The organism is Methylobacter luteus IMV-B-3098 (assembly GCF_000427625.1).
Classification (GTDB): domain Bacteria; phylum Pseudomonadota; class Gammaproteobacteria; order Methylococcales; family Methylomonadaceae; genus Methylobacter; species Methylobacter luteus.
This window is the reverse complement of record NZ_KE386569.1, coordinates 3,025,470-3,046,457: the sequence shown is the minus strand read 5'-3', so window position 1 is coordinate 3,046,457 and position 20,988 is coordinate 3,025,470. Positions and strand designations below refer to the sequence as shown.

Below are 20,988 nucleotides of genomic sequence, written 5' to 3'. Positions count from 1 at the left end.
TTGTTATCCTCGAAATCACTCTGACAAAGCTAATGAAGCGGATTGTTCTCGCCACGATCCCGGCTTGTCAGGAATGATTTCTGTCAGTTCAATTTTATCGTTGGTTATCCGTATAATTTTTCCATAATTTTTACCGATATAATTCCCAACCCGAACGCGATGGATTGTACCGTCACTCGCTTTTATCAATCCCCACAAACCTGACTTCATAACTACAGTACCCACCATTCTTAAACTGTCCAGAGAGAATGCTTCCAACTCTTCTTTGCGACGAGAAGTATCGGGTTTTATGCCGTTACCTGTTCCAACGTCCAGTCCTTCTACTTGCTCTGTCTGCTCCAATTGCTTGAATGGATCCCGCAATCCTTCCGGCTTAAAGATGAATGGCTCAACAACTTTAATCTCGGGCAATGGCTCAATAGGACCTTTAGGCCTGGCTTTGACTTCAGAGATATAACGATTTAAATCTGAAAAATCGTCATTCCCACAACCTGCCAGTAGAGCAAGGAGAACGGTACAGCCTATTTGTAAACTTGTCCGTTTGCTAATCAATAATGGCAAACTTTTGTATCCCATTACTTTTTCCCCCTTCTCTTCTTAACGCCTGTCTTACCGCTCGGAACCTCTTGATCAACGTTTTCGTTATAAGTCTTTATTGTCGCATTCATCAACATGGTTCCCGCTTCATATTTGCCTTTGTCTTTGCCTTTGCTTTTATCAATAGGAACAATGTTGACATCATGCACGGTAACAATTCTAGGCAAAGCAGCCACACCACTTACGAATAAACCCAGCTCCTCATATTTTCCTATTACCTCAATATTAATCGGCAACTCTGAGTAAAATTCTTTGTTCACGGCAGCAGCCGGTTTAAACAATCTGAATTCCAGACCGCTCGCCAAACCTGTCTGTGAGATATCAATCAGCAGGCTTGCAACTTCTTCCTTGGTAGGCATTTGTCTGAGCATTTCGTGCAATGAAACTTCAATTTGCGATAATTGATCTCTGTAATCCTGAAGATTTACCGCTTTTTTTTGTTTCGTTTCAAAAGAGAGCCTTAACTCCTGCTCTTTCCGCTCAAGATTTTCAAGTTCTGTTAACTGGTCAACGGTATCATAGTAAACACCTCCGCCTGCGACTACAGAACAGGTTAGTAAAATTAGTGCCGCCTTAACAGGTAACGGCCATGTTCCGGCCGCGTTAAAATCCCAATTAATGTCTGACAGATTCATTGGTTACCTCCCCATTCCCGGCTTCGGCCTTTTGCTTGCCCTGCTTTGCGCGCATCGTGAAATCACTTAACTGCTCAGAATTAGTTTTGTCCTTCGACTGAATCACATCAAGCTTTGGTATTTGCAGCCAAGGGGACATATCTATCGCTCGCATAAAAGCGGAAACTCTCGCGTTTGATTGCGATTTGCCATCAAAAGTCAGATCGGATGCCGTCTGGGTGAATTTGGTAAGAAACACCCCCTCAGGTGTCGTTCTAGCTATCTCATCAAACAAATGCACAATCTCCGGACGACTTTCCTGCAATCGCTGAATCACATCAATTTTAGCCAGCAACTTGGCTTTCTTCTCTTCAATATCCTTGATTTCCTGAATTTTTTTGTCTAACAATGCTATTTCATCCTGCAGCATCTTATTTCTTCGCTCTTGATATTCCTTCAGCCCTTCAATATAGAGATGAACCATTCCAAGAATAGCAATCGTAACCAGGACCGATAGTACGATCACGTTTATAAAATCCTGCTTTTTTTGTCTACGCAGTTCTTCGCGCCAAGGGAGTAAATTGATCTTTGTCATTAGTCAAAACTCCTTAATGCCAAGCCGCAGGCAATCATCATTGCCGGAGCATCATTACTCAATGCCTGTGGCTTTACTCTATTTGATAAAGCCATGTTGATGAAAGGATTGGCGATATAAGTAGGCACCCCCAGACTTTGTTCAACCAGCTTTTCTACACCGGGAATTGAAGCGCAGCCACCTGCGAGAATGATGCTATCAATGCCTCTATTCGCACTTGATGAGACAAAAAACTGTAACGATCGAGCAATTTGCTGCACCATGGCTCTTTTAAATGGGTCAAGTACATCAGTGGTATAATTATCTGGTAATCCGCCATGTTTTTTTGCCAAGCCCGCCTCTTCATAAGACAAACCATATCTGCGCTGAATTTCTTCAGTCAGCTGTTTCCCCCCAAATCCTTGTTCTCTCGTATACACGGTGCGACAATCATGAAGAACGTTTAACGTGGCCATGGTTGCCCCTATGTCGGCGATGGCAATGGTTCGCCCCTCTAATGAATCTGGCAATTGGTCGGCGAGCAATGTAAATGCATTTTCCATTGCGAACGCTTCTACATCGACCACCCTGGCCTTCAAGCCGGCTTTTGCTAATGCCTCAACCCGGTCATCCACATTTTCCTTTCTCGAAGCGGCAAGCAGCACATCGACCATTTCTGGGTTATGTTCATTTTCACCCTGCACTTCAAAATCGAGATTAACCTCATCAAGGGAATAAGGTATATATTGATCAGCCTCAACCATGATCTGCTCTTCCATTTCATCACTGGATAATGAAGCGGGCATCGTTATAATTTTTGTCATAACAGCCGAACCGGCAACTGCTACAGCCGCTTGCTTGAGCTTTGATCCGGATTGCTTTAATGCAACTTTTATGGCGTCGGATATAACATCAATGTTAGCGATATTTTTATCAATGATGGCATCTTGCGGCAAAGACGCCACCGCATAATTCTCGACCCGGTAACGAGCACCGACCTTGCTCAATTCCAGTAACTTTACTGCAGCTGTACTTACATCAATACCAAGAACAGCATTCTGTTTTTGATTAAACCAGCTCATGAATTAACTCTCGAAAAACTTGATAATGAATGTATTGCATAAATTGAAATGCCTGTCTCTCGTATATATTCAGCAGTCAAAAAACTAATCACCTTCAGAAGTATAGTAGTGTTTTTTATTTTTTTATTTTGATATGAAAAATATCCAATTTATTTGTGTGACCGGTTCCACTATACTCCAGCGAAGTTTGTTGCAATCGGCATTTAACTGGAAAATCTTGTTATTCCTAACAAGCTGTAGTTTATCTATACCGTAAACTTTATTCAGAGTTACTCGTGACTATAAAAATGCTGTGCGGAAGAATTTTGAAGGGGTTGATTGCTTTTTTTATAGCGATCAGCGCTTGCATAGCGCTCACCGGCTACTTGGTGTATCAAAAATTATCAGAGGATCTGCCGGACATAAAAACATTGCACAATGTTCAGTATCAGATTCCTTTAAGAATTTATAGCAAAGATAATCTTCTCATTGCTCAATTCGGAGAAAAAAAACGGACTCCAATCAATATCGATGAGACGCCTCAACAACTTATTAATGCTTTTCTGGCAGCCGAAGATGAGCGCTTTTTTGAACATCCCGGTGTTGACTATAAAGGCTTATTGCGAGCAGCCATACAACTAGCCTTAACCGGAAAAAAAAGACAAGGCGGCAGCACTATCACTATGCAGGTTACGCGCAACTTTCTGCTTGGCAGAGAAAAAACCTACATCCGAAAAATAAAAGAAATTATTCTGGCGCTAAAAATAGAAAACGAGTACCCCAAAAAGCAAATTCTTGAACTTTATTTGAACCAAATCTACATGGGACATAGAGCCTATGGTGTCGCTGCAGCCGCACAGACTTATTACGGCAGCCCCCTTAATGAACTTACGCTTGCAGAATACGCCATGATTGCGAGCTTGCCCAAAGCCCCATCAGCCTATAATCCGATCACTAATGAAGCTCGGGCGCTGCAAAGACGCAATTATGTTTTGCGACGGATGCTTGAGCTTAACTACATAACTCAGAAGGAATTTGACAACGCTTCCAATCAACTTTCAACTGCCAAACTGCAATACCTATTACCTGAAATTTCAGCACCCTATTTAGCCGAAATGGTCAGGCAAAAGCTTTTTGATAAATACGGTGAAGGAGCGTATACATCGGGTTTTAAAGTCTATACAACGATCGACTCATCATTACAAACAACCGCTGATCAGGCTCTTAGAAATACATTACACACCTATGATGAGCGTCACGGATATCATTCAGCGCCTCACGCCAACATCGACACAGTTAACGATTTCAGGGATATTCCTATTATCGGAGATACCAAACCCGCCTATATTATAAGAATAACTAACAACACGGTCGTTGCCAAACTTCAAAATAACGCCATCATCGAAGTACCTTGGGAAAATATAAAATGGGCTCAGAATGCTATAAAAAGCATTTTGAAACCCGGAGATATCATTCGGGTCCGCCAATTAATAAACAATACCTGGGCTTTAACTCAAGTACCGAAAGTAGAAGGGGCCTTTGTTTCAATAAATCCAATCGATGGTGCAATCCTGGCATTGTCTGGCGGCTTCGACTTCTTCCATAACAAATACAACCGTGCCACCCAAGCTAAAAGACAACCGGGATCAGGCTTTAAGCCTATCATTTATACCACGGCATTAGAGGAAGGTTACACCCTGGCCAGCTTTATCAATGACGCCCCGATTATCATAGATGACTCAAGCCAAGAAAATGACGAATGGCGACCCGAAAATTACAATCGAAAGTTTTTTGGCCCTACAAGCATTAGAACAGCTTTAATCCACTCAAGAAACATTATTTCCATTCGCCTTTTGAAAGCAATAGGCATTGAAAAAGCCGTCTCTACGGCTTTGCGCTTTGGCTTTATTCAAGACCAATTGCCCAAAAGCCTGTCTCTAGCTTTAGGTAGCGGCTACGCATCGCCCCTGCAAATGGCAAGAGCTTATGCCGCATTTGCTAATGGCGGTTTTCTTATTAAGCCTTATTTCATTGAACGTATTGAATCCAACGAGGGAAAAGTCATCTATCAGGCAAGACCCAGAATAGCCTGTCCTTCATGCGATAGCAGTCAGGAGTTGAATAAAACTTATGCACCGCGAATTATTTCACCAAGAATTAATTTTCTTATGAATTCCTTACTTAGAGACGTTGTGCAGCACGGTACGGCAACTCGCGCAAAAGTTCTGAATCGACAAGATCTGGCTGGAAAAACAGGTACAACCAATGATCAGCGCGACGCCTGGTTCAATGGTTATACACCTTCCATCGTAGCAACAACATGGGTCGGATTTGACAACTATGTGTCATTAGGAAATCTTGAAACAGGCGGAGTCACCGCCTTACCGATGTGGATAGAATTTATGCAAACGGCTCTGAAAAACACACCTGAAGTTTCCTTTGATGTGCCTGAGGGAATAGTAAAAGCATTTATCGATCCTCAGACTGGCCTGCTGGCGCCTGAAGGAAGCCGAAATGGAGTATGGGAATTTTTTCAGGCCGAGCACGTACCCGATAAATCCGCACCGGTATTTGAAAATTTACCCGGCGAATATAGTCAGCCCAATGAAAAACCGATTGAAGCTCTATTTTAGAGCATCAGATTAACATTCCAGGCCGCCCAGCAATGCCCGGTTATAATTGCTGAAGGCTAAAACTGGGGCCATAAGAACAACCCCAGCTTTTTGATGCATAACTATCTCTAGCGAGGATAAGCAATTCTATCGCGCTACCATAAAGCATTAATGAGCAGTAAAAAACTCAGATAAAGCCAGCTTCTTTGAAATTGCTGAACTATATCTATATGCTGCTGAAACAAAAACCTAAAAAGTTATTTGCCGTATTTTTTGCGGAATTTGTCAACGCGGCCAGCTGTATCAACAACGCGTTGCTTGCCTGTATAGAAAGGATGACAAGAGGAACAAACCTCTATTTGCAAGTCGCCTCTTAATACAGAACCGGTTTCAAATGTATTACCACAACCACATGTTACGGTAATTTGTTTATATTCAGGATGAATTTCTGGTTTCATATCACTTTCACATTACCCATGGACGGGCTACATACTTATTGAAGAACCCCGTATAATACGTTTTTCATACTAAAACCGCAACTCAATTTATACGCATGCGCATTATTACACTAAATGCTAACGGCATTCGCTCTGCTGAAAGCAAAGGCTTTTTTAAATGGATGCTGCTACAAAATGCCGACATTATTTGCATACAAGAAACAAAAGCCCAGCTATACCAACTCAAACCAGAACTCTTCTGCCCAACTGGTTACTACTGTTTCTATCATGATGCTGAAAAAAAAGGCTATAGTGGCGTAGCGCTCTTTAGTAAAAAACAGCCTGATAAAATCATAAGAGGAATAGGCTGGCCTGATATCGACGCAGAAGGCCGATTCATTGAAGCACAATTTGGCAAACTCAGCGTTATATCGCTTTACCTACCTTCCGGCACATCCGGTGCAGACCGGCAGCAGATAAAGTTTAAATTCATGGATCGCTTCCTGCCCTACCTGCAAGAATGCGCACAAAGCGGACGAGATTACATCATCTGCGGCGACTGGAACATTGCCCACAAAGAAATCGACTTGAAAAACTGGCGGGGCAACCAAAAAAACTCGGGCTTTTTGCCGGAAGAAAGAGTTTGGCTGACTCAATTATTCGCCAGTAATCATTGGCTCGATGCTTTCAGACTGCTTAATCAAGAAGCTGAGCAATATACCTGGTGGTCAAACAGAGGTCAGGCTTGGAAAAAAAACGTGGGTTGGCGAATTGATTATCAGATCATCAGCGCCTCACTCAAAGACAAGGTGAGTGCTGTATCAATCTATAAAGACGAACGCTTTTCCGATCATGCGCCACTTATCATGGATTACGATTACGAGCTTGGGTCGAACGCTGATAACGCATCAGCAAAAGTACCAGAACTATAGCCGGCACGCCTACGACTGATGCATAAATAAAAAATACATAGTAACCGTAAGCGTCGACAACAATGCCGGACAAGCCACCTAGAAGCTGCGCCGGCAATGTCATCAAGGAACTGAACAAGGCATACTGCGTAGCGGTATATGCCGTATTCGTCAAACTTGAAAGGTAAGCAATGAAAACGGATGTTGCTATACCGCCACTTAAATTATCAGCGCTTATTACGCCCGCCAATAACAACAGACTAGGTTCACTAATCGCCAAAACAGCAAATAACAGATTAGTACCGGCCACTATAACCGCACCTAACAGCAAGGGGCGCATGACGCCATATTTTGCCACTAACACACCACCCAAGGCGGCGCCAGCAATGGTCATAAAAAAACCAAAAACCTTGCTGATTTCGGCAATCTCTTTTTTACTAAAACCCAAATCAAGATAAAACGGGTTCGCCATGACCCCCATTGTGATATCGCTCATCTTATAAACAGCGATGAGCACCAGAATCAATAGACCGATGGAGCCGTTACGGCTGAAAAATTCCACAAACGGGCTCAAAACAGCATCAGAGATACCTGCAAGTGCACGCTGCCAGATATTCAAGCGTTTTTCCACACCCAATGTCGACTCAAGCTTATCCTCAAGTACTTTCACGGCTTTAGTCTGTGTATGCTCAGGCTCGCTAAGACAGAGTGTCGTGACGATGCCTATGATCATAGCTGCCGCCATGGCAAAGTAAGCTAATCCCCAACTCGAATAATCCGCAATATAAAAAGCGCCCGCGCCAGATACCAACAACGCAATCCGATACCCCAATACATACATTGCCGCCATTGCACCTTGATATTCCGGCTTAACAGCCTCAATGCGATAGGCATCAATAACGACGTCTTGCGTGGCCGAGCAAAATGCCACCCATACAGCAAATAAAGCTATCTGCTGTAACTGTGTGTGTGAATCCGAGCTTGCCATGCCCATCAGACCGGCCATAATCCCCAATTGAGCAAGAAGCATCCAGCTTCGCCGTTTACCTAATATTCTGGTGAAAAAAGGCAGCGACAATCTGTCAATTACGGGAGCCCAAAACACTTTTATTGAATAAGTCAAACCCACCCAACTAAAAAAGCCAATAACGGAGCGAGCCACACCCTCATCCCTTAACCAGGCGGATAAGGTGGAAAAGACTAATAGAAAAGGCAGGCCCGCCGAAAAACCGAGAAACATCATGCTCAGCACACGCGACTGAGCGTAAACCGAAAAGGCCGAGCGCCAACTTTTTTCAGCCGCCATTGACCTTACCCGCGAGAAAGCACCGCATTTTCATGCGGTGCATATTGGACATTTCAGCCATTAATCAAGTAATGAACAACGATACTTCCGGCGTAACCGGCAGCAATCGCTGGCGTCCATTTCAAGTGACTGAAGAAGGTATATTTGTGATTGGATTGCCCCATCAATGCCACACCTGCGGCCGAACCCACTGACAGCATTGAACCGCCTACGCCAGCAGTCAGAGTAACCAGCAGCCACTGATACAGATCCATATCCAGATTCATGTTCAGCACAGCAAACATAACAGGAATATTATCAACAATCGCTGAAATTATACCCACTAAAATATTGGCTGTTGTCGCTCCCAAACCATCATATAAGGCGCCTGAAAGCAGTTCAAGATAACCGATATATCCTAACCCGCCTACAGCAAATACAACGCCGAAGAAAAAGAACAAGGTATCCCATTCAGCTTCACGCACTTTGTTAAAAATATCAAAAGGCTGGCCTTGTGACGAATACATTATATTGATGCGATATCCGTAAATCATCAATGCAGAAAGACCGACCATCATGCCCATAAAAGGCGGCAAATGCAGAATCTGATGAAAACTTACCGCAGTAACAATCGTCAGCAAGAATAATGCACAGACTTGAACTGCTCCCGGCTTTAACTGTACCGCTGCCTCACTGGTAGCCTGAGGTTGTTCATCGGGCACGGCAAAATACATAAATGCCGCCGGAACCCCATAATTCACTGCTGAAGGGATGAAAAGCTTGAAGAAGTCAAAGAACTGGACATATTCCGCCTGCCAGACCATCAGGGTAGTAATATCGCCAAAAGGACAGAAAGCGCCGCCCGCATTAGCTGCGACAACTATATTGATGAAGCCCAGACTGACAAACTTCGGATTATCAGCCCCTACCGCCATGACTACCGCGCCAACCAACAATGCAGCAGTCAGATTATCCGCTATAGCTGACAAAAAGAAAGTGATCACGCCGGTAATCAAAAACAGTTTACGGTATCCAAACTGTTTTCTTACCAGCCAGGATCTTAAAGCTTCAAACACATTCCGCTCAGTCATTGCATTGATATAAGTCATCGCGACCAAAAGGAATAACATTAATGCACCGTATTCTTTCAAATTGTATTCGAAAGCTTCATGCATATCTTTTGCAGAAACACCTGCTTGAGACGCCAAAACAGCAGCGTGCGCCCAAATAATGCCTGCTGCCAGAATAACCGGCTTGGATTTACGCATATGCGTAAATTCCTCAGCCATAACAAAACCATAGGCGATAATAAAAATCAGAACCGTGTAAATGCCACGCTCTGTTCCTGTCAGCCCAAGCGTTTCAAAATCAGCTGCCATAGCCATTTCAGGCAACACCAGCATCAACAATAGGACAAATAAAAACCGCAACAAAGTAACCCCCTAATTTTTCTAGTAGTTAATTAAACAAACACTGACCGAATCTTAACCGTTAATAGTATCACCATATAATAAACTTTGTCATTTTATGGCTCGCAGTATATGATTATTGCTCATGAATACAGGCCCGACAGGCATAACAAGTACTATATCTATGTATCAGTATAACGAAGACGACCAAACACTTATTGAAGAACGTGTAGCCCAATTTAGAAGGCAGACCGAACGTTTTTTAAAAGGCGAAATATCGGATGATCAATTTCGCGCCTTGAGATTGATGAATGGCGTTTATATTCAAACTCATGCACCAATGCTGCGGATAGCCGGACCGTATGGCCTGCTTTCTTCCAAGCAATTTCGCAAGTTGGCTCATATTGCGCGCGAATATGACAAAGGCTATTGTCATTTTACGACCCGGCAAAATATTCAGTTTAACTGGCCTCAACTGGAAAGAATTCCCGATATTCTCGAAGAACTGGCCAGCGTTCAAATGCACGCCATTCAAACCAGCGGCAACTGTTTGAGAAACACGACTTCAGATCATTTGGCCGGCGTTTGCATCGATGAGATTGAAGATCCTCGTCCTTACTGTGAAATTATTCGACAATGGACTACTCTGCATCCTGAATTCGCCTATCTGCCGCGCAAATTCAAAATCGCAGTCAGTGGCGCTGCACTTGATCGGGCTGCCACTCAGTTTCATGACATAGGCTTGCACTTGGTCAAAAATGATGCCGACGAAACAGGCTTTCAAGTGCTTGTCGGCGGCGGCTTAGGTCGCACCCCTATTATCGGTCAAGTAATAAGACCTTACCTGGAAAAGAAGCACTTGCTGTCTTATCTGGAAGCAATACTGCGTATTTATAACTTATACGGGCGGCGCGATAACAAATATAAAGCGCGCATCAAAATCCTGGTTAAAGAAACCGGACTGGAAGAGTTTACTAAATTAGTTGAGCGAGAATGGTTGCTGATCAAGGATAATCTGGAACTTAGCGCCGATCGTATTGAAGCGATAAAAGCCCAGTTTGCCCCACCCGCCTACGAGCACCATGCAGCGGAAGATACCAGTTTTGCACAGCACCAACTGGAGAACAAAGCTTTTGCCACCTGGGTTAAACATAACACCCTTAACCATAGAGTGCCGGGCTATCGCATCACCTTCCTATCACTCAAAGCGCCAGACTCCCCTCCTGGAGATATGACTGACACGCAACTTGATGCGGTTGCTGATTTGGCGGACCAATACAGCTTTGGACAGATACGGAGCACCCATAGGCAGAACCTGGTTTTTGCCGATGTCAAGCAAGCGGATTTGTTCTCGCTATGGCAAAAACTGGATGCACTGAAGCTTGCCACACCCAACATTGGCACCGTGACCGATATGATTTGCTGCCCGGGCCTTGATTTTTGCTCACTGGCCAATGCCGGTTCCATCGGCATTGCCAAAGAAATCAATGAAGCCCTGGATAATATGGATTACATCCATGATATAGGCGATGTAAAAATTAACATGTCGGGCTGCATGAACGGTTGTGCGCATCAAAGCGTCGGTCATATCGGCATACTGGGCGTTGATAAAAAAGGGGCTGAATGGTATCAATTGACACTAGGCGGTTCTTCAGAAAACGAAGCCGCGATTGGCGAAAGGTTAGGGCCTGCGGTTGCTAAAGACCAGGTAACTAAAGCGGTGACTATCATTCTTGATGTTTATGTCAAACAGCGCCTGGACGATGAATCATTCCTGGACATGGTAAAACGGGTTGGAATTACTCCATTCAAAGAAGAAGTCTATGCAGATAATTAAAGACAAACAAATCATCAATGATAACTGGACTCATGTGCCGGATGATGCTGAATTGAAAGTCGGCGACATCACTGTTTCGCTGGCTCGCTGGAAAAAAGACAAGCAGCAACTATTGCATCATGACGGAAAAATAGGCGTTAGACTTGAACCTTCAGATTCGGTTGATGATATTGCTGAAAATCTGGGAAAATTTGAATTAATTGAACTGAACTTTCCTGCTTTTGCTGACGGACGTACATTTTCTCATGCATGGCTGCTCAGAAATCGCTATCAATATAAGGGCGAAATCAGAGCGACAGGACACTACATGCCGGATCAAGTATTTTACTTATCGCGTGTCGGCATTAATGCATTTAATTTAGAAAAAACTGAAGACCTGCCTGTAGCATTGTCTACTCTGAATGACTTTACAGTCACTTATCAAAATTCAACCAATTAAAATATAGCAAGGTGTGCATTATCGTGCCTGCCTTGCTCTTTTCTTACCAGAACATCCCGAACTCCAACCTTTATCAACCGGATCTGATCACCCGAAATCCGTCAGGAATAGATATCGTTCCGCATCAATCATAGTCACCCGCCTATTTTGAGCGGGATTAATACCCAAATTTAAAATTCCGCGAATTTTTGAGATATTAATTAACCTCAGTTCGGGATAAGGTTTGCTCCAAAGGTAACAAATCAAGCTCACGCAGACTGAGAGCCGGCTTTTTCTCTTGATAAGTGTAAGCCACTAAGCCTGCCATAGTATTCTACAGATAATTGGTCAGCGAGCGATGACGCGAATGTTCGAGGTCAAAAATGTTTTTCAGCTGATCATTAATGGTTTCAACGATGCTGCGTTTACGCAGCATCCATTGATCAAATGGCATCAATAGCTTGAGCTTTCATGTTCTTTTTCAAGGTGGTAATCAGTTTAATATCCTGGCTGACCAACAGCTTATTGATCCGGCCCCTTGAAGTTTTAAGCGGCATATTTTACGTGTTTGTCCTGGAAAAAGCTCCGAACCCGTTCAGGAGCGTTTTCTAAACCAGTCATATGTTCATTGGCCGCATCACGCAACTTAGCCTTCGTTCTCACAGGTACTTTTTTACCTATGGCCTGTTTGAGATCAGCATTCAAACGTTCTTCCGGATTCAGTTCCGGACTATAGCTGGGCAGATAGAACATTTCGATTTTGTCGACCTGTTCGGCTAACCAAACTTTAACCGGCTTGGCATGATGTACACATAGATTGTCGACAATCAAAAAGACTTTTTTGCCTGTATCCTTGATAAGAGCTTGCAGGAACTCAATCAGTTTGGTCGCATTGAAGGCTTCGTCAATAATCATCCAGCGGGCTTTCCCCTGATTGGTCACCGTGGCAATCATCGAAAGTTTTTCGCGTTTTCCGCCCGGCGCATAAGCCACCGGTGTTTCTCCAGCCGGCGCATAACTTCGCCCGCGGACATCGGTGTTCGTCAATGCAGTTTCATCGCCCCAATGAATTTCGCCGCCTTCGGCTTTTGCTCTAGCGGCAATCACAGGATAGGTTTCTTCAAGCCAAGCCTGCACCGCTTCGGGCCGCTGTTCATAAGCTTTTTTAATCGGCTTCTGAGGGGTAAAGCCCCAGCGGCGCAAATATTTGCCGACTGTTCTGACAGGCAATGTGATGCCATAGTCCTGTTCAATCAGTTGCATGACGGCTGCACGACTCCATAAACAAAAGTCCATCTTTAATTGTTCCGGGCGTTTATCGATGATCGCATCTTGAATTTGTTTTTCTTGCTCCGGCGTCAACAGACGGCCTTGACCGGCTTCACGACCACGACTGGCTGGCTTGATCGCTTTCCAGCCACCTTGCTCGTACAGAGCCAGCGTGTTTCTGACCGTTGGATAGCTCAACCCCGTCAGATCGACAATTTTCATGACCTTGATGCTTTGTTTATGTAAGCGCACAACTTGCTTTCGCCTTTCGTGCAATTGTTCCAGTGTTTGATATCTTGCGTCTTCTTTATCCATAGCTCTGCGACAGGCTCAGAATTAAAAAGTTCAAACTTCATTGGGCCGTATCTATAGTTAATTTTTTGGAAATATGACCTCGATCGCCGAACAGCTTGCCAATCAATGATTTCACCCGTTTGGGCACCGGTTTTCTGTCATCGACATTACCTGCGGTGACGCACAATGACAGAATTTCACCCTGGTCATTGACGACTAGATGCCATTTGAAGCCATAAAACCAGCCCGTCGATGACTTGCCCCGACCAGCCTGACTGACAAACGTTTTAGGCCGGGGAATACGGATATTCTTGCAGACTTTCAGATGCGTAGAATCAATAAAGGCAATTCCTTGCAAGGTGCCGCAACGGCTGTTCATGAAAGTCGTTGCACGATGATAGTCGGCAGAAGCTCAATAAACCGGTTGTAGCTCAACAAGCTAGGAAACGCTGATCGCCAATGTTTACGAACATGATTGAGATAAAACCACTCGAAGGTTCGGTAGCCTGACTGATGGTAAGACACTAACAGAGTGATCATTTCGCTATAACTCATGCGATGCGCGCGGTGACGCCTCCGGTCTCCGTTCGTAGCTGTTTTTCTTGCCAGGCTGAAATGAAAGCCTGGCAAAAATCATCTACATCACAAAACAAGTGCGTTAATTTCATAAAAACAGGTTTTTGAGGAAAAAAATGGATGTCGGAGTCTGTATTTTTCCTATTTTTCAAAAACCCGCCTACTGTTCTTATCCCGAACAGAGGTTAATTACAATAAAAAAACCCGTGCTCCAGACGAATGCCTCAAGAACGGGTTTTTCAGAATATGAAGTCAGACCAATGATTACTTATGCATGATGCTGATGCCTTTCAATAATGTTAGCGCCTCATGCAGTGCATAATCCTGGAGATCCAAAGCTTCCTTATCCTTTTCCTTACCTGGTTGTTGTGCATCAGTTTGTTCATTAGGACGTTTGTTGCCATTCGTTAAATGATGCGATAAATCTGATTCCTTAACAGGTGTGAATTCTGACTTATCCAATGATTCCAGCTTAACACGAGCCAAGGCAATATCTGGCTCAATACCCTCGGCTTGTATAGATCTTCCTGAAGGCGTGTAATATCGTGCGGTAGTCAGCTTAACTGCCGCACCATTACTTGTTGGCAATATAGTCTGCACCGATCCTTTACCAAATGATTTCTCGCCAATGATCACTGCGCGTTTTTGATCCTGCAGGGCTCCAGCTACAATCTCGGAAGCCGATGCAGAACCAGCGTTAATCAAAACGACAATTGGAGCGCCATCGATAATATCATCAGGCGAGGCATTGAAGCGCATTTCAGAATTCTCAATGCGCCCCTCAGTATAAACAATGAGCCCACTCTTAATGAACGCATCGCTCACTTCCACAGCCGCATTTAACACGCCTCCGGGGTTATTTCTTAGATCAAGCACCAATCCTTTTAAGCCACCAGCATTTTCCTTTTTCAGCTCAGCAACAGCTTCCTTAAGGCTTTCTCCGGTTTTGGATTGAAAACTGCTGATACGCACATAGCCATAGTCCTTTTCCAACATCCGGCTTTTTACGCTTTTAACTTTTATTATGTCTCTGGTTATGGTTATCTTTAGAGGCGCTTCTTCACCTTCTCGCACAACGGTAAGTAAAATCTTGCTACCCGGTTCGCCCCGCATGATTTTAACCGCATCATTTAAAGACATCCCTTTCACAGGCTGATCATCAAGCCTGACAATAAGGTCGCCGGTTTTTATGCCCGCCCTTTGCGCAGGCGTATCGTCAATAGGTGAAACCACTTTAACGAAGCCGTTTTCCATCGTTACTTCTATGCCTAGGCCGCCAAATTGTCCTGTAGTCCCTTCCTTTAATTCCTGATACTCTTCTGCAATCAGGTAGGCGGAATGAGGATCAAGCCCAGTCAGCATGCCTCGAATCGCATCTTCCAGTAATTTTTTATCGGAAACAGGCTCTACATAATCTCGCTTGATCCGGCCAAAAATTTCTGTAAATGTCCGCAAATCTTCAAAAGGCAGGGTTTCTGTATCAGTCACAACCTCCCCGTTATCCCGATCAGCAAAGACACTGCCACAGGTGCTTACGAAAACACCCAACATAATGCCCAAGAACAAAATAAAAATACTCTTCTTTTTTAGCATGTATCTTAAAACCCCGAATACGATTTCCTAAAAATATTATCCAATGACTAACTAACTTGATCCTGGCTTACTTTCCGGCACCATTCAAGAGGATCGACCGGCTTGCCTTGCTTGCGTATTCCAAAATATAACCCAGATTGACTACGTCCACCGCTCTGCCCAACTGAAGCAATAATCTCTCCCGCTTCCACCCATTCACCGACCCGCTTGTAAAGGCTCTGATTAAAAGCATAAAGAGACATATATCCCCTGCCATGATCAATGATCGTCAATAAACCGTAACCCCGGAGCCACTCTGCATAAACCACCTCTCCTTTGGTAACAGCATGTATTTCGGTACCTTCCCGAGCCTCGATTAACACACCATCCCAAAGACTCTCTGAACGTGGACTGCCAAACTTCTGAGCCAGTCTTCCCTCGACAGGCCAAGGCAATTGGCCTTTAAGCGAGGAAAAATCACCTTTGAGTTTAGAAAAATCCGCCTTAATCTCGGCAACCTTATCCTGATCGTTAAGTGAGTCTTTCTTAAGCGCCAGAAGATCTTCTTCATTCTTGGCAGACTCTGCCTGGTTGGCATCAAGAGAGAACTCATCGGTTCTTTCTCCCTGCAATGAGCCAATCAGAGCCATCAATTCATTTTCGCTTTCTTTTAAGCTATTTAATTGATGTTCATTTGAGGAAAAATCTCGTCCTAATTGTATCAGTACTTCATTCCTCCGTTTTCTGACATCAGCCAACGCTGTTTGCTCTGCTTTCTTTTGTTCCAGTTTTTGCTCTAAAAGTTCAGTTTCTTCTAGTTTTTGTTTATCCAACTGACTCAGATGCTTTAAAGACTCGTCAATATCCGCCAATTTCTTTAAGCGGGCCTTGTTAAGATAATTATAATACACCATCATCCGGCTTGATAAGGCGGGGTCTTGTTGGTTGAGCATTAACTTTAACTTTTCTTTTTGCCCCATTGCGTAGGCCGCTTTTATTTGGCCCGCCAGTTCTTTATTGTGTTTTTTTACTTCATCCTGATAGTTCTGTATATCTAATTGAGTTTTATCCAGATTTTGTCGCCTCTGATCGATTTGCTCTTGCAACTCTTTCAATAAAGCGACCGTTTCTCCATATGTTCTTTCAATATCCGCCAACTGAGCGTTTAACGTATCTTTTTCCTGCCGGATACGCTCCATATTTTGCTCGACGGCTCTGATGTCAGACTGAACCTCATCCAGTTCCTTGCTTTTTTGCGAAACACCAGCAATAACCTGACTTATAAATGTACTTAGCAAAAAACAAAAAACTATCTTTTTTCTCATTCACAAATTAAACAGATCTAATAAGTGATCTACCAGTCATTTCAATAGGTTGCTCAACACCTAAAATTGCCAGCATGGTTGGCGCCAGATCCGACAGACTGCCGCCGGAGACCAATGGCTTGTCGCCGCCTACATAAACCAGAGGTACCTGATTGGTAGTATGAGCGGTATGAGGTTGCCCTGTCTCTTTATCAACCATCTGCTCGATATTGCCATGATCGGCAGTCAATAACAGACGCCCACCTACTGTCAGCAATGCATCGACTATGCGCTGTAATGAAGCATCCACGGCTTCAACCGCCTTAACTGCTGCGTCAACCACGCCCGTATGTCCTACCATGTCACAGTTGGCATAGTTGCAGATAATAACATCATATTTTCTGCCAATAATGGCTTCGACCAGATGATCGGTCACTGCCACGGCACTCATTTCAGGCTGGAGGTCATACGTTTTGACTTTAGGAGACGGCACTAATATTCTGTCTTCGCCGGGGAAAGGCGTATCTATGCCCCCATTTAGAAAAAAAGTGACATGTGCGTATTTTTCGGTTTCAGCCAACCTTAATTGTGTCATGCCCAAGTTGGACAGCACTTCTCCTAAGCCATTCTTTATATCAATCGAGGGGAAAGCCACATCGAAATGAAAGTCCTGATGGTATTCGGTTAGAGTTGCGAAATAACCTTTATGAGGCTCATGACCTCTGTCAAAAGCATCGAATTTTGTTTCCGTTAAAGCCCGGCAAATTTCACGTGCACGATCCGCACGGAAATTCATGAAAACGATAGAATCATCAGGATCCAAGACTATGAGTTGATGCTCAGCACCCAAAACAGCAGTCGGAGACACAAATTCATCAGTTTCTCCTCTACTATAAGCTGACTCTAAGCCTTCCATCGCCGAATCGATATAAAAACTCGCCTCTCCTTTTGTGATTAAATCATAGGCGCCTTTTACACGATCCCAACGATTATCTCTATCCATGGCATAGAACCGGCCGGCAATCGAGGCTATGCGACCCACACCCAATTCAGCGAACTTTGCTTCCAGCAGTTGCAATGATGACGCGGCACTTTTAGGCGGTACATCTCGCCCATCCAGAAATGCATGCATATAAATCTTACTCAGCCCGCGTCTGGCGGCTAGCTCAACCATCGCCAAAATCTGGTCTTCGTGGCTGTGTACGCCGCCCGGCGACAATAAACCCAGGATATGTAAAGCCTTGCTTGAATCTCTAGCTTTATCTACGGCGCGGCAAAGTACCGGGTTTGAAAAAAAACTGCCATCTTTTATGGCATTATTGACCAGAGATAAATCCTGAGGCACATAACGACCACTTCCTATATGAAGATGCCCTACTTCCGAATTTCCCATTTGCTGGTCGGGCAGGCCCACGACAGTACCGGAACAATTTAACAACGTCATGGGATGATCATGCTGTAATCTATCCCAGCAAGGCGTATTAGCCATTGCAATCGCATTGTATTCTTTTTCCTGTGAGTAACCGAACCCATCAAGGATCAGCAACACCAGAGGCTTTGGCCGATTTAACATTCTTTATTTATCTCCGTACACTAAAGTAAAAACCCACATTGATTAACTACTTTCAGAGCAGAAATCAATTGATGTGTTGTTTTATTCTTCGTTACCCAAAATGATTGAAAATAAGGTATCATTTTGTTAGATTTACTAGTTTTTCGCATTTGGCAACTTAGTAAAAATTCGTAAACAAGTCGCCATTATAGTAATACACGTTAACAACAGTTGTGTATAAATAATTCTTCGTGGGTTCTTTTTTTAGAATTAGACTCAACCACTCAGTAATACTAAGCAGTCCTATGGAAACTAAAGACGAGTACATTTTATATAATGACCCCGACATAACCAAAGCGGCGCGCTGCTTAAAGGCAATGTCCCATCCATTGCGTTTAAAAATATTATGCGTGCTAGGCACTAATTCGGTTAGTGTACAAGACATTGTAGAACAGGTTGGAACCAGCCAGAGCAATATCTCCCAACATCTGGCTATTCTGCGGGAAAAAAACATCCTCGGTCATAAAAAGGAAGCCAACCGTGTTTATTACTACATCGACGATGAACGCATGCTGCAACTCATCAAAATGATGCAAGACGTCTTCTGTTCCATCAACTGATTTATTTCCCCATTCATTTACTCAACACCAGATCTATATGGACCGCTATTTAGAATTCATTTTAAATCACTATATTTTATCTCTCGCGCTGGCTGTAGTGACGTTTTTGTTAATACAGGAATTGTTTGATACGGCATTCAAGAAGTTCAAATCCATTTCGCCTTTGTTAGCTGTTGCCAAAATGAATGACAGCGAAGCTGTCATTATCGACGTGCGTGAACCGAATGAAATTACTCAAGGCCATATTGAAAACGCTATCAACATGCCTTTAAGCAAGTTGCCAGAACATCTTGCAAAACTGGAGCCGTACAAGAAAAAGCCCGTTCTCATAGCCTGCCAAACCGGCGCACGTTCTGCTTCTGCCGGTAAAATATTAACTAAGGCGGGATTCGAACAAGTCTTCGTCATTACCGGAGGCATGCAATCCTGGGAAAGTGACTATAAATTACCTATAAAGATGCCCAACAAAAATAAAGCTGCCGCCTAATTTTTTAAGAGGGCGACTAGCAAGCCTATAAATTTTCACGATTACCTTACAAACCTAGACTTATATAATTCCTCATGGCCGAAGAAAACAATACTGTAGAAAAACAATTTTCCATCCAAAAGATCTATACCAAGGATATTTCCTTCGAAACCCCAAATTCGCCTAAAATATTCATCGAAAAATGGGAGCCTTCTGTCGACTTCAATCTGAGCACTCATGTTGAAACTCTGGAAAACTCGCTTTATGAGGTAGCGCTTACCATTACCATCACTGTTAAGAGCGGCGACACAACCGCTTATCTTGTTGAAGTCAATCAGGCAGGTATCTTTGCTTTGAATGGTTTTACCGATCAGGAAATGGGCCCAATGGTCGGCAGTTTCTGCCCCAACATTCTCTTTCCTTATGCACGGGAAGTCGTTTCCGATCTCGTGTCTAAAGGCGGTTTTCCACAACTGCTTTTGGCACCAGTAAACTTTGACGCCTTGTACGCACAACATCTGCAGCACGTACAAAATCAAGCACCTAGCTCTGAGGCCGTCAACTAAATCGAATATGGATAAAAAAATATCTGTTCTGGGCGCCGGCTCGTGGGGAACGGCGCTTGCAATTCTGGCAGCCAGAAACGGTTGCCCGACGCTGTTATGGGGCCATAATCCGGATCATATTGCGACTCTGGCAAGAGATCGGCAAAATACCCGCTATCTGCCTGGCTTGCCTTTTCCCGAAAACCTTTCCATGACATCGGATTTGGCCAAGGCTGCTGCATTCAGCAACCTTATACTCGTTTCCGTGCCTAGCCATGCATTTAAGGATACATTGATTAAACTCAAGCCTTATGTATCCGATGAGGTAAAAATTGCCTGGGCAACCAAAGGCTTTAACCCGCAAACAGGAGCCTTGCTTCATGAAATAGTCGCTGAAGTTTTTTCTCCGCAAACGCCTGCGGCCGTGCTTTCAGGCCCTTCCTTTGCCCGGGAAGTTGCCGCCGACTTGCCAACCGCTGTCACCATCGCATCATCTCAGCCGGACTTTGCCAATCAATTAGCCGATATCCTGCACAGCGGGCGTTTCCGCGCCTATACCAGCTCTGACCTAATTGGAGTGGAAGTAGGAGGCGCTGTCAAAAACGTCCTGGCGATTGCCACTGGCATTGCTGATGGGCTTGGCTTTGGCGCCAACACACGAGCGGCTTTGATTACACGGGGCCTTACCGAAGTCATTCGTCTGGGCGTCAAACTTGGCGGCAAACAGGAAACCTTCATGGGTCTCGCTGGCTTAGGCGATCTTATTCTGACCAGCACAGACAATCAGTCCAGGAATCGGCGCTTTGGTCTGGCTTTAGGCCAAGGCAAAGACAGAGCGACGGCAACCCAAGAAATCGGCCAGGAAATTGAAGGCGTTTCAGCCGCAAAAGAAACGTTCCTGCTGGCTCAAAAATATGGCATAGAGATGCCCATAACGGAACAGACCTATAAGGTTTTATACGAAGGACTGGCGCCGCTGACCGCAGTACAGAATCTGTTAGCGCGCGAGCAGAAGCCTGAGTCTTAATACCCGCA

Annotated in this window: 19 protein-coding genes and 2 pseudogenes; 8 read left to right on the top strand and 13 right to left on the bottom strand. The window is 44.2% G+C overall.

Annotated elements, in window-relative coordinates; genetic code table 11:
* Nucleotides 1-15: 15 nt before the first annotated feature.
* From METLU_RS0116105 to METLU_RS0116090, 4 genes are read right to left on the bottom strand one after another with little or no spacing between them, the layout of a single operon-like run.
* On the bottom strand, nucleotides 16-576 hold the full coding sequence (locus METLU_RS0116105; RefSeq protein ID WP_027159121.1) for a pilus assembly protein PilP: 561 nt from the start codon (nucleotides 574-576) through the stop codon (nucleotides 16-18).
* Nucleotides 576-1,232 carry a type IV pilus inner membrane component PilO gene (locus tag METLU_RS0116100; RefSeq protein ID WP_027159120.1) on the bottom strand — a complete coding sequence of 219 codons (657 nt, stop codon included), beginning with the start codon at nucleotides 1,230-1,232 and terminating at the stop codon, nucleotides 576-578. The genes METLU_RS0116105 and METLU_RS0116100 overlap by 1 nt, the downstream gene beginning before the upstream one ends.
* Nucleotides 1,213-1,806, bottom strand: a complete 594-nt coding sequence (locus tag METLU_RS0116095; RefSeq protein ID WP_027159119.1) for a PilN domain-containing protein — start codon at nucleotides 1,804-1,806, stop codon at nucleotides 1,213-1,215. Before METLU_RS0116095 ends, METLU_RS0116100 begins: the two co-directional genes overlap by 20 nt.
* Nucleotides 1,806-2,867 (bottom strand): pilus assembly protein PilM, encoded by a 1,062-nt coding sequence (locus METLU_RS0116090; protein WP_027159118.1) that lies wholly within the window; start codon nucleotides 2,865-2,867, stop codon nucleotides 1,806-1,808. Before METLU_RS0116090 ends, METLU_RS0116095 begins: the two co-directional genes overlap by 1 nt.
* Nucleotides 2,868-3,142: 275 nt before the next feature.
* Between METLU_RS0116090 and METLU_RS0116085 the strand changes: the two genes are divergently transcribed.
* Nucleotides 3,143-5,479 (top strand): penicillin-binding protein 1A, encoded by a 2,337-nt coding sequence (locus METLU_RS0116085; RefSeq protein ID WP_331271275.1) that lies wholly within the window; start codon nucleotides 3,143-3,145, stop codon nucleotides 5,477-5,479.
* Between the two features lie 236 nt (nucleotides 5,480-5,715).
* Here the strand turns inward: METLU_RS0116085 and rpmE are convergent, their stop codons facing one another.
* On the bottom strand, nucleotides 5,716-5,916 hold the full coding sequence (rpmE, locus tag METLU_RS27435) for a 50S ribosomal protein L31 (protein WP_081679120.1): 201 nt from the start codon (nucleotides 5,914-5,916) through the stop codon (nucleotides 5,716-5,718).
* Nucleotides 5,917-6,011: 95 nt separating this feature from the next.
* Here rpmE and METLU_RS0116075 point away from each other — a divergent pair, with 95 nt between their 5' ends.
* Nucleotides 6,012-6,827, top strand: a complete 816-nt coding sequence (locus METLU_RS0116075) for an exodeoxyribonuclease III (protein ID WP_027159116.1) — start codon at nucleotides 6,012-6,014, stop codon at nucleotides 6,825-6,827.
* Here METLU_RS0116075 and METLU_RS0116070 read toward each other — a convergent pair.
* Nucleotides 6,760-8,112 carry an AmpG family muropeptide MFS transporter gene (locus tag METLU_RS0116070; protein ID WP_027159115.1) on the bottom strand — a complete coding sequence of 451 codons (1,353 nt, stop codon included), beginning with the start codon at nucleotides 8,110-8,112 and terminating at the stop codon, nucleotides 6,760-6,762. The two genes, METLU_RS0116075 and METLU_RS0116070, sit on opposite strands and share 68 nt — an antisense overlap.
* Before the next feature lie 53 nt (nucleotides 8,113-8,165).
* On the bottom strand, nucleotides 8,166-9,470 hold the full coding sequence (gene nhaD, locus METLU_RS0116065; RefSeq protein ID WP_196806632.1) for a sodium:proton antiporter NhaD: 1,305 nt from the start codon (nucleotides 9,468-9,470) through the stop codon (nucleotides 8,166-8,168).
* Nucleotides 9,471-9,684: 214 nt separating this feature from the next.
* On the opposite strand from nhaD, the gene METLU_RS0116060 reads away from it, so the two are divergent.
* Nucleotides 9,685-11,337, top strand: coding sequence for a nitrite/sulfite reductase (locus METLU_RS0116060; protein ID WP_027159113.1), 1,653 nt, complete (start codon nucleotides 9,685-9,687; stop codon nucleotides 11,335-11,337).
* Complete coding sequence (locus METLU_RS0116055; RefSeq protein WP_027159112.1) at nucleotides 11,324-11,776, top strand: DUF934 domain-containing protein; 453 nt, start codon at nucleotides 11,324-11,326, stop codon at nucleotides 11,774-11,776. The genes METLU_RS0116060 and METLU_RS0116055 overlap by 14 nt, the downstream gene beginning before the upstream one ends.
* Before the next feature lie 196 nt (nucleotides 11,777-11,972).
* Here METLU_RS0116055 and METLU_RS29310 read toward each other — a convergent pair.
* The 6 genes and pseudogenes from METLU_RS29310 to gpmI all read right to left on the bottom strand — a co-directional run.
* Nucleotides 11,973-12,264 (bottom strand): annotated as a pseudogene (locus METLU_RS29310) (transposase); the annotation flags it as partial.
* A 37-nt stretch (nucleotides 12,265-12,301) separates the two neighbouring features.
* On the bottom strand, nucleotides 12,302-13,339 hold the full coding sequence (locus METLU_RS0116040) for an IS630 family transposase (RefSeq protein ID WP_027159111.1): 1,038 nt from the start codon (nucleotides 13,337-13,339) through the stop codon (nucleotides 12,302-12,304).
* Between the two features lie 55 nt (nucleotides 13,340-13,394).
* A pseudogene (locus tag METLU_RS29305) lies at nucleotides 13,395-13,986 on the bottom strand (IS982 family transposase); the annotation flags it as partial.
* Between the two features lie 172 nt (nucleotides 13,987-14,158).
* Nucleotides 14,159-15,487 (bottom strand): S41 family peptidase, encoded by a 1,329-nt coding sequence (locus METLU_RS0116025; protein ID WP_027159109.1) that lies wholly within the window; start codon nucleotides 15,485-15,487, stop codon nucleotides 14,159-14,161.
* A gap of 47 nt (nucleotides 15,488-15,534) precedes the next feature.
* Complete coding sequence (locus METLU_RS0116020; RefSeq protein ID WP_027159108.1) at nucleotides 15,535-16,791, bottom strand: murein hydrolase activator EnvC family protein; 1,257 nt, start codon at nucleotides 16,789-16,791, stop codon at nucleotides 15,535-15,537.
* 7 nt (nucleotides 16,792-16,798) lie between these two features.
* Nucleotides 16,799-18,343, bottom strand: a complete 1,545-nt coding sequence (gene gpmI / locus METLU_RS0116015; RefSeq protein ID WP_027159107.1) for a 2,3-bisphosphoglycerate-independent phosphoglycerate mutase — start codon at nucleotides 18,341-18,343, stop codon at nucleotides 16,799-16,801.
* 284 nt (nucleotides 18,344-18,627) lie between these two features.
* On the opposite strand from gpmI, the gene METLU_RS0116010 reads away from it, so the two are divergent.
* The 4 genes from METLU_RS0116010 (at nucleotide 18,628) to METLU_RS0115995 (ending at nucleotide 20,980) form a co-directional block, all read left to right on the top strand.
* Nucleotides 18,628-18,942, top strand: coding sequence for an ArsR/SmtB family transcription factor (locus METLU_RS0116010; RefSeq protein ID WP_027159106.1), 315 nt, complete (start codon nucleotides 18,628-18,630; stop codon nucleotides 18,940-18,942).
* Between the two features lie 37 nt (nucleotides 18,943-18,979).
* Entirely contained in the window at nucleotides 18,980-19,429 is a 450-nt protein-coding gene (locus tag METLU_RS0116005) for a rhodanese-like domain-containing protein (RefSeq protein ID WP_027159105.1), read from the top strand.
* Between the two features lie 74 nt (nucleotides 19,430-19,503).
* Complete coding sequence (secB, locus tag METLU_RS0116000; protein ID WP_027159104.1) at nucleotides 19,504-19,974, top strand: protein-export chaperone SecB; 471 nt, start codon at nucleotides 19,504-19,506, stop codon at nucleotides 19,972-19,974.
* A gap of 7 nt (nucleotides 19,975-19,981) precedes the next feature.
* Complete coding sequence (locus METLU_RS0115995) at nucleotides 19,982-20,980, top strand: NAD(P)H-dependent glycerol-3-phosphate dehydrogenase (protein WP_027159103.1); 999 nt, start codon at nucleotides 19,982-19,984, stop codon at nucleotides 20,978-20,980.
* Nucleotides 20,981-20,988 lie beyond the last annotated feature (8 nt).

Excerpts from the sequence above, each read along its gene's own strand:
- METLU_RS0116105 (WP_027159121.1), bottom strand. The coding sequence starts at position 576 with ATGGGATACAAAAGTTTGCCATTATTGATTAGCAAACGGACAAGTTTA.
- METLU_RS0116100 (WP_027159120.1), bottom strand. The coding sequence starts at position 1,232 with ATGAATCTGTCAGACATTAATTGGGATTTTAACGCGGCCGGAACATGG.
- METLU_RS0116095 (WP_027159119.1), bottom strand. The coding sequence starts at position 1,806 with ATGACAAAGATCAATTTACTCCCTTGGCGCGAAGAACTGCGTAGACAA.
- METLU_RS0116090 (WP_027159118.1), bottom strand. The coding sequence starts at position 2,867 with ATGAGCTGGTTTAATCAAAAACAGAATGCTGTTCTTGGTATTGATGTA.
- rpmE (WP_081679120.1), bottom strand. The coding sequence starts at position 5,916 with ATGAAACCAGAAATTCATCCTGAATATAAACAAATTACCGTAACATGT.
- METLU_RS0116075 (WP_027159116.1), top strand. The coding sequence starts at position 6,012 with ATGCGCATTATTACACTAAATGCTAACGGCATTCGCTCTGCTGAAAGC.
- METLU_RS0116070 (WP_027159115.1), bottom strand. The coding sequence starts at position 8,112 with ATGGCGGCTGAAAAAAGTTGGCGCTCGGCCTTTTCGGTTTACGCTCAG.
- nhaD (WP_196806632.1), bottom strand. The coding sequence starts at position 9,470 with ATGGCAGCTGATTTTGAAACGCTTGGGCTGACAGGAACAGAGCGTGGC.
- METLU_RS0116060 (WP_027159113.1), top strand. The coding sequence starts at position 9,685 with ATGTATCAGTATAACGAAGACGACCAAACACTTATTGAAGAACGTGTA.
- METLU_RS0116055 (WP_027159112.1), top strand. The coding sequence starts at position 11,324 with ATGCAGATAATTAAAGACAAACAAATCATCAATGATAACTGGACTCAT.
- METLU_RS0116040 (WP_027159111.1), bottom strand. The coding sequence starts at position 13,339 with ATGGATAAAGAAGACGCAAGATATCAAACACTGGAACAATTGCACGAA.
- METLU_RS0116025 (WP_027159109.1), bottom strand. The coding sequence starts at position 15,487 with ATGCTAAAAAAGAAGAGTATTTTTATTTTGTTCTTGGGCATTATGTTG.
- METLU_RS0116020 (WP_027159108.1), bottom strand. The coding sequence starts at position 16,791 with ATGAGAAAAAAGATAGTTTTTTGTTTTTTGCTAAGTACATTTATAAGT.
- gpmI (WP_027159107.1), bottom strand. The coding sequence starts at position 18,343 with ATGTTAAATCGGCCAAAGCCTCTGGTGTTGCTGATCCTTGATGGGTTC.
- METLU_RS0116010 (WP_027159106.1), top strand. The coding sequence starts at position 18,628 with ATGGAAACTAAAGACGAGTACATTTTATATAATGACCCCGACATAACC.
- METLU_RS0116005 (WP_027159105.1), top strand. The coding sequence starts at position 18,980 with ATGGACCGCTATTTAGAATTCATTTTAAATCACTATATTTTATCTCTC.
- secB (WP_027159104.1), top strand. The coding sequence starts at position 19,504 with ATGGCCGAAGAAAACAATACTGTAGAAAAACAATTTTCCATCCAAAAG.
- METLU_RS0115995 (WP_027159103.1), top strand. The coding sequence starts at position 19,982 with ATGGATAAAAAAATATCTGTTCTGGGCGCCGGCTCGTGGGGAACGGCG.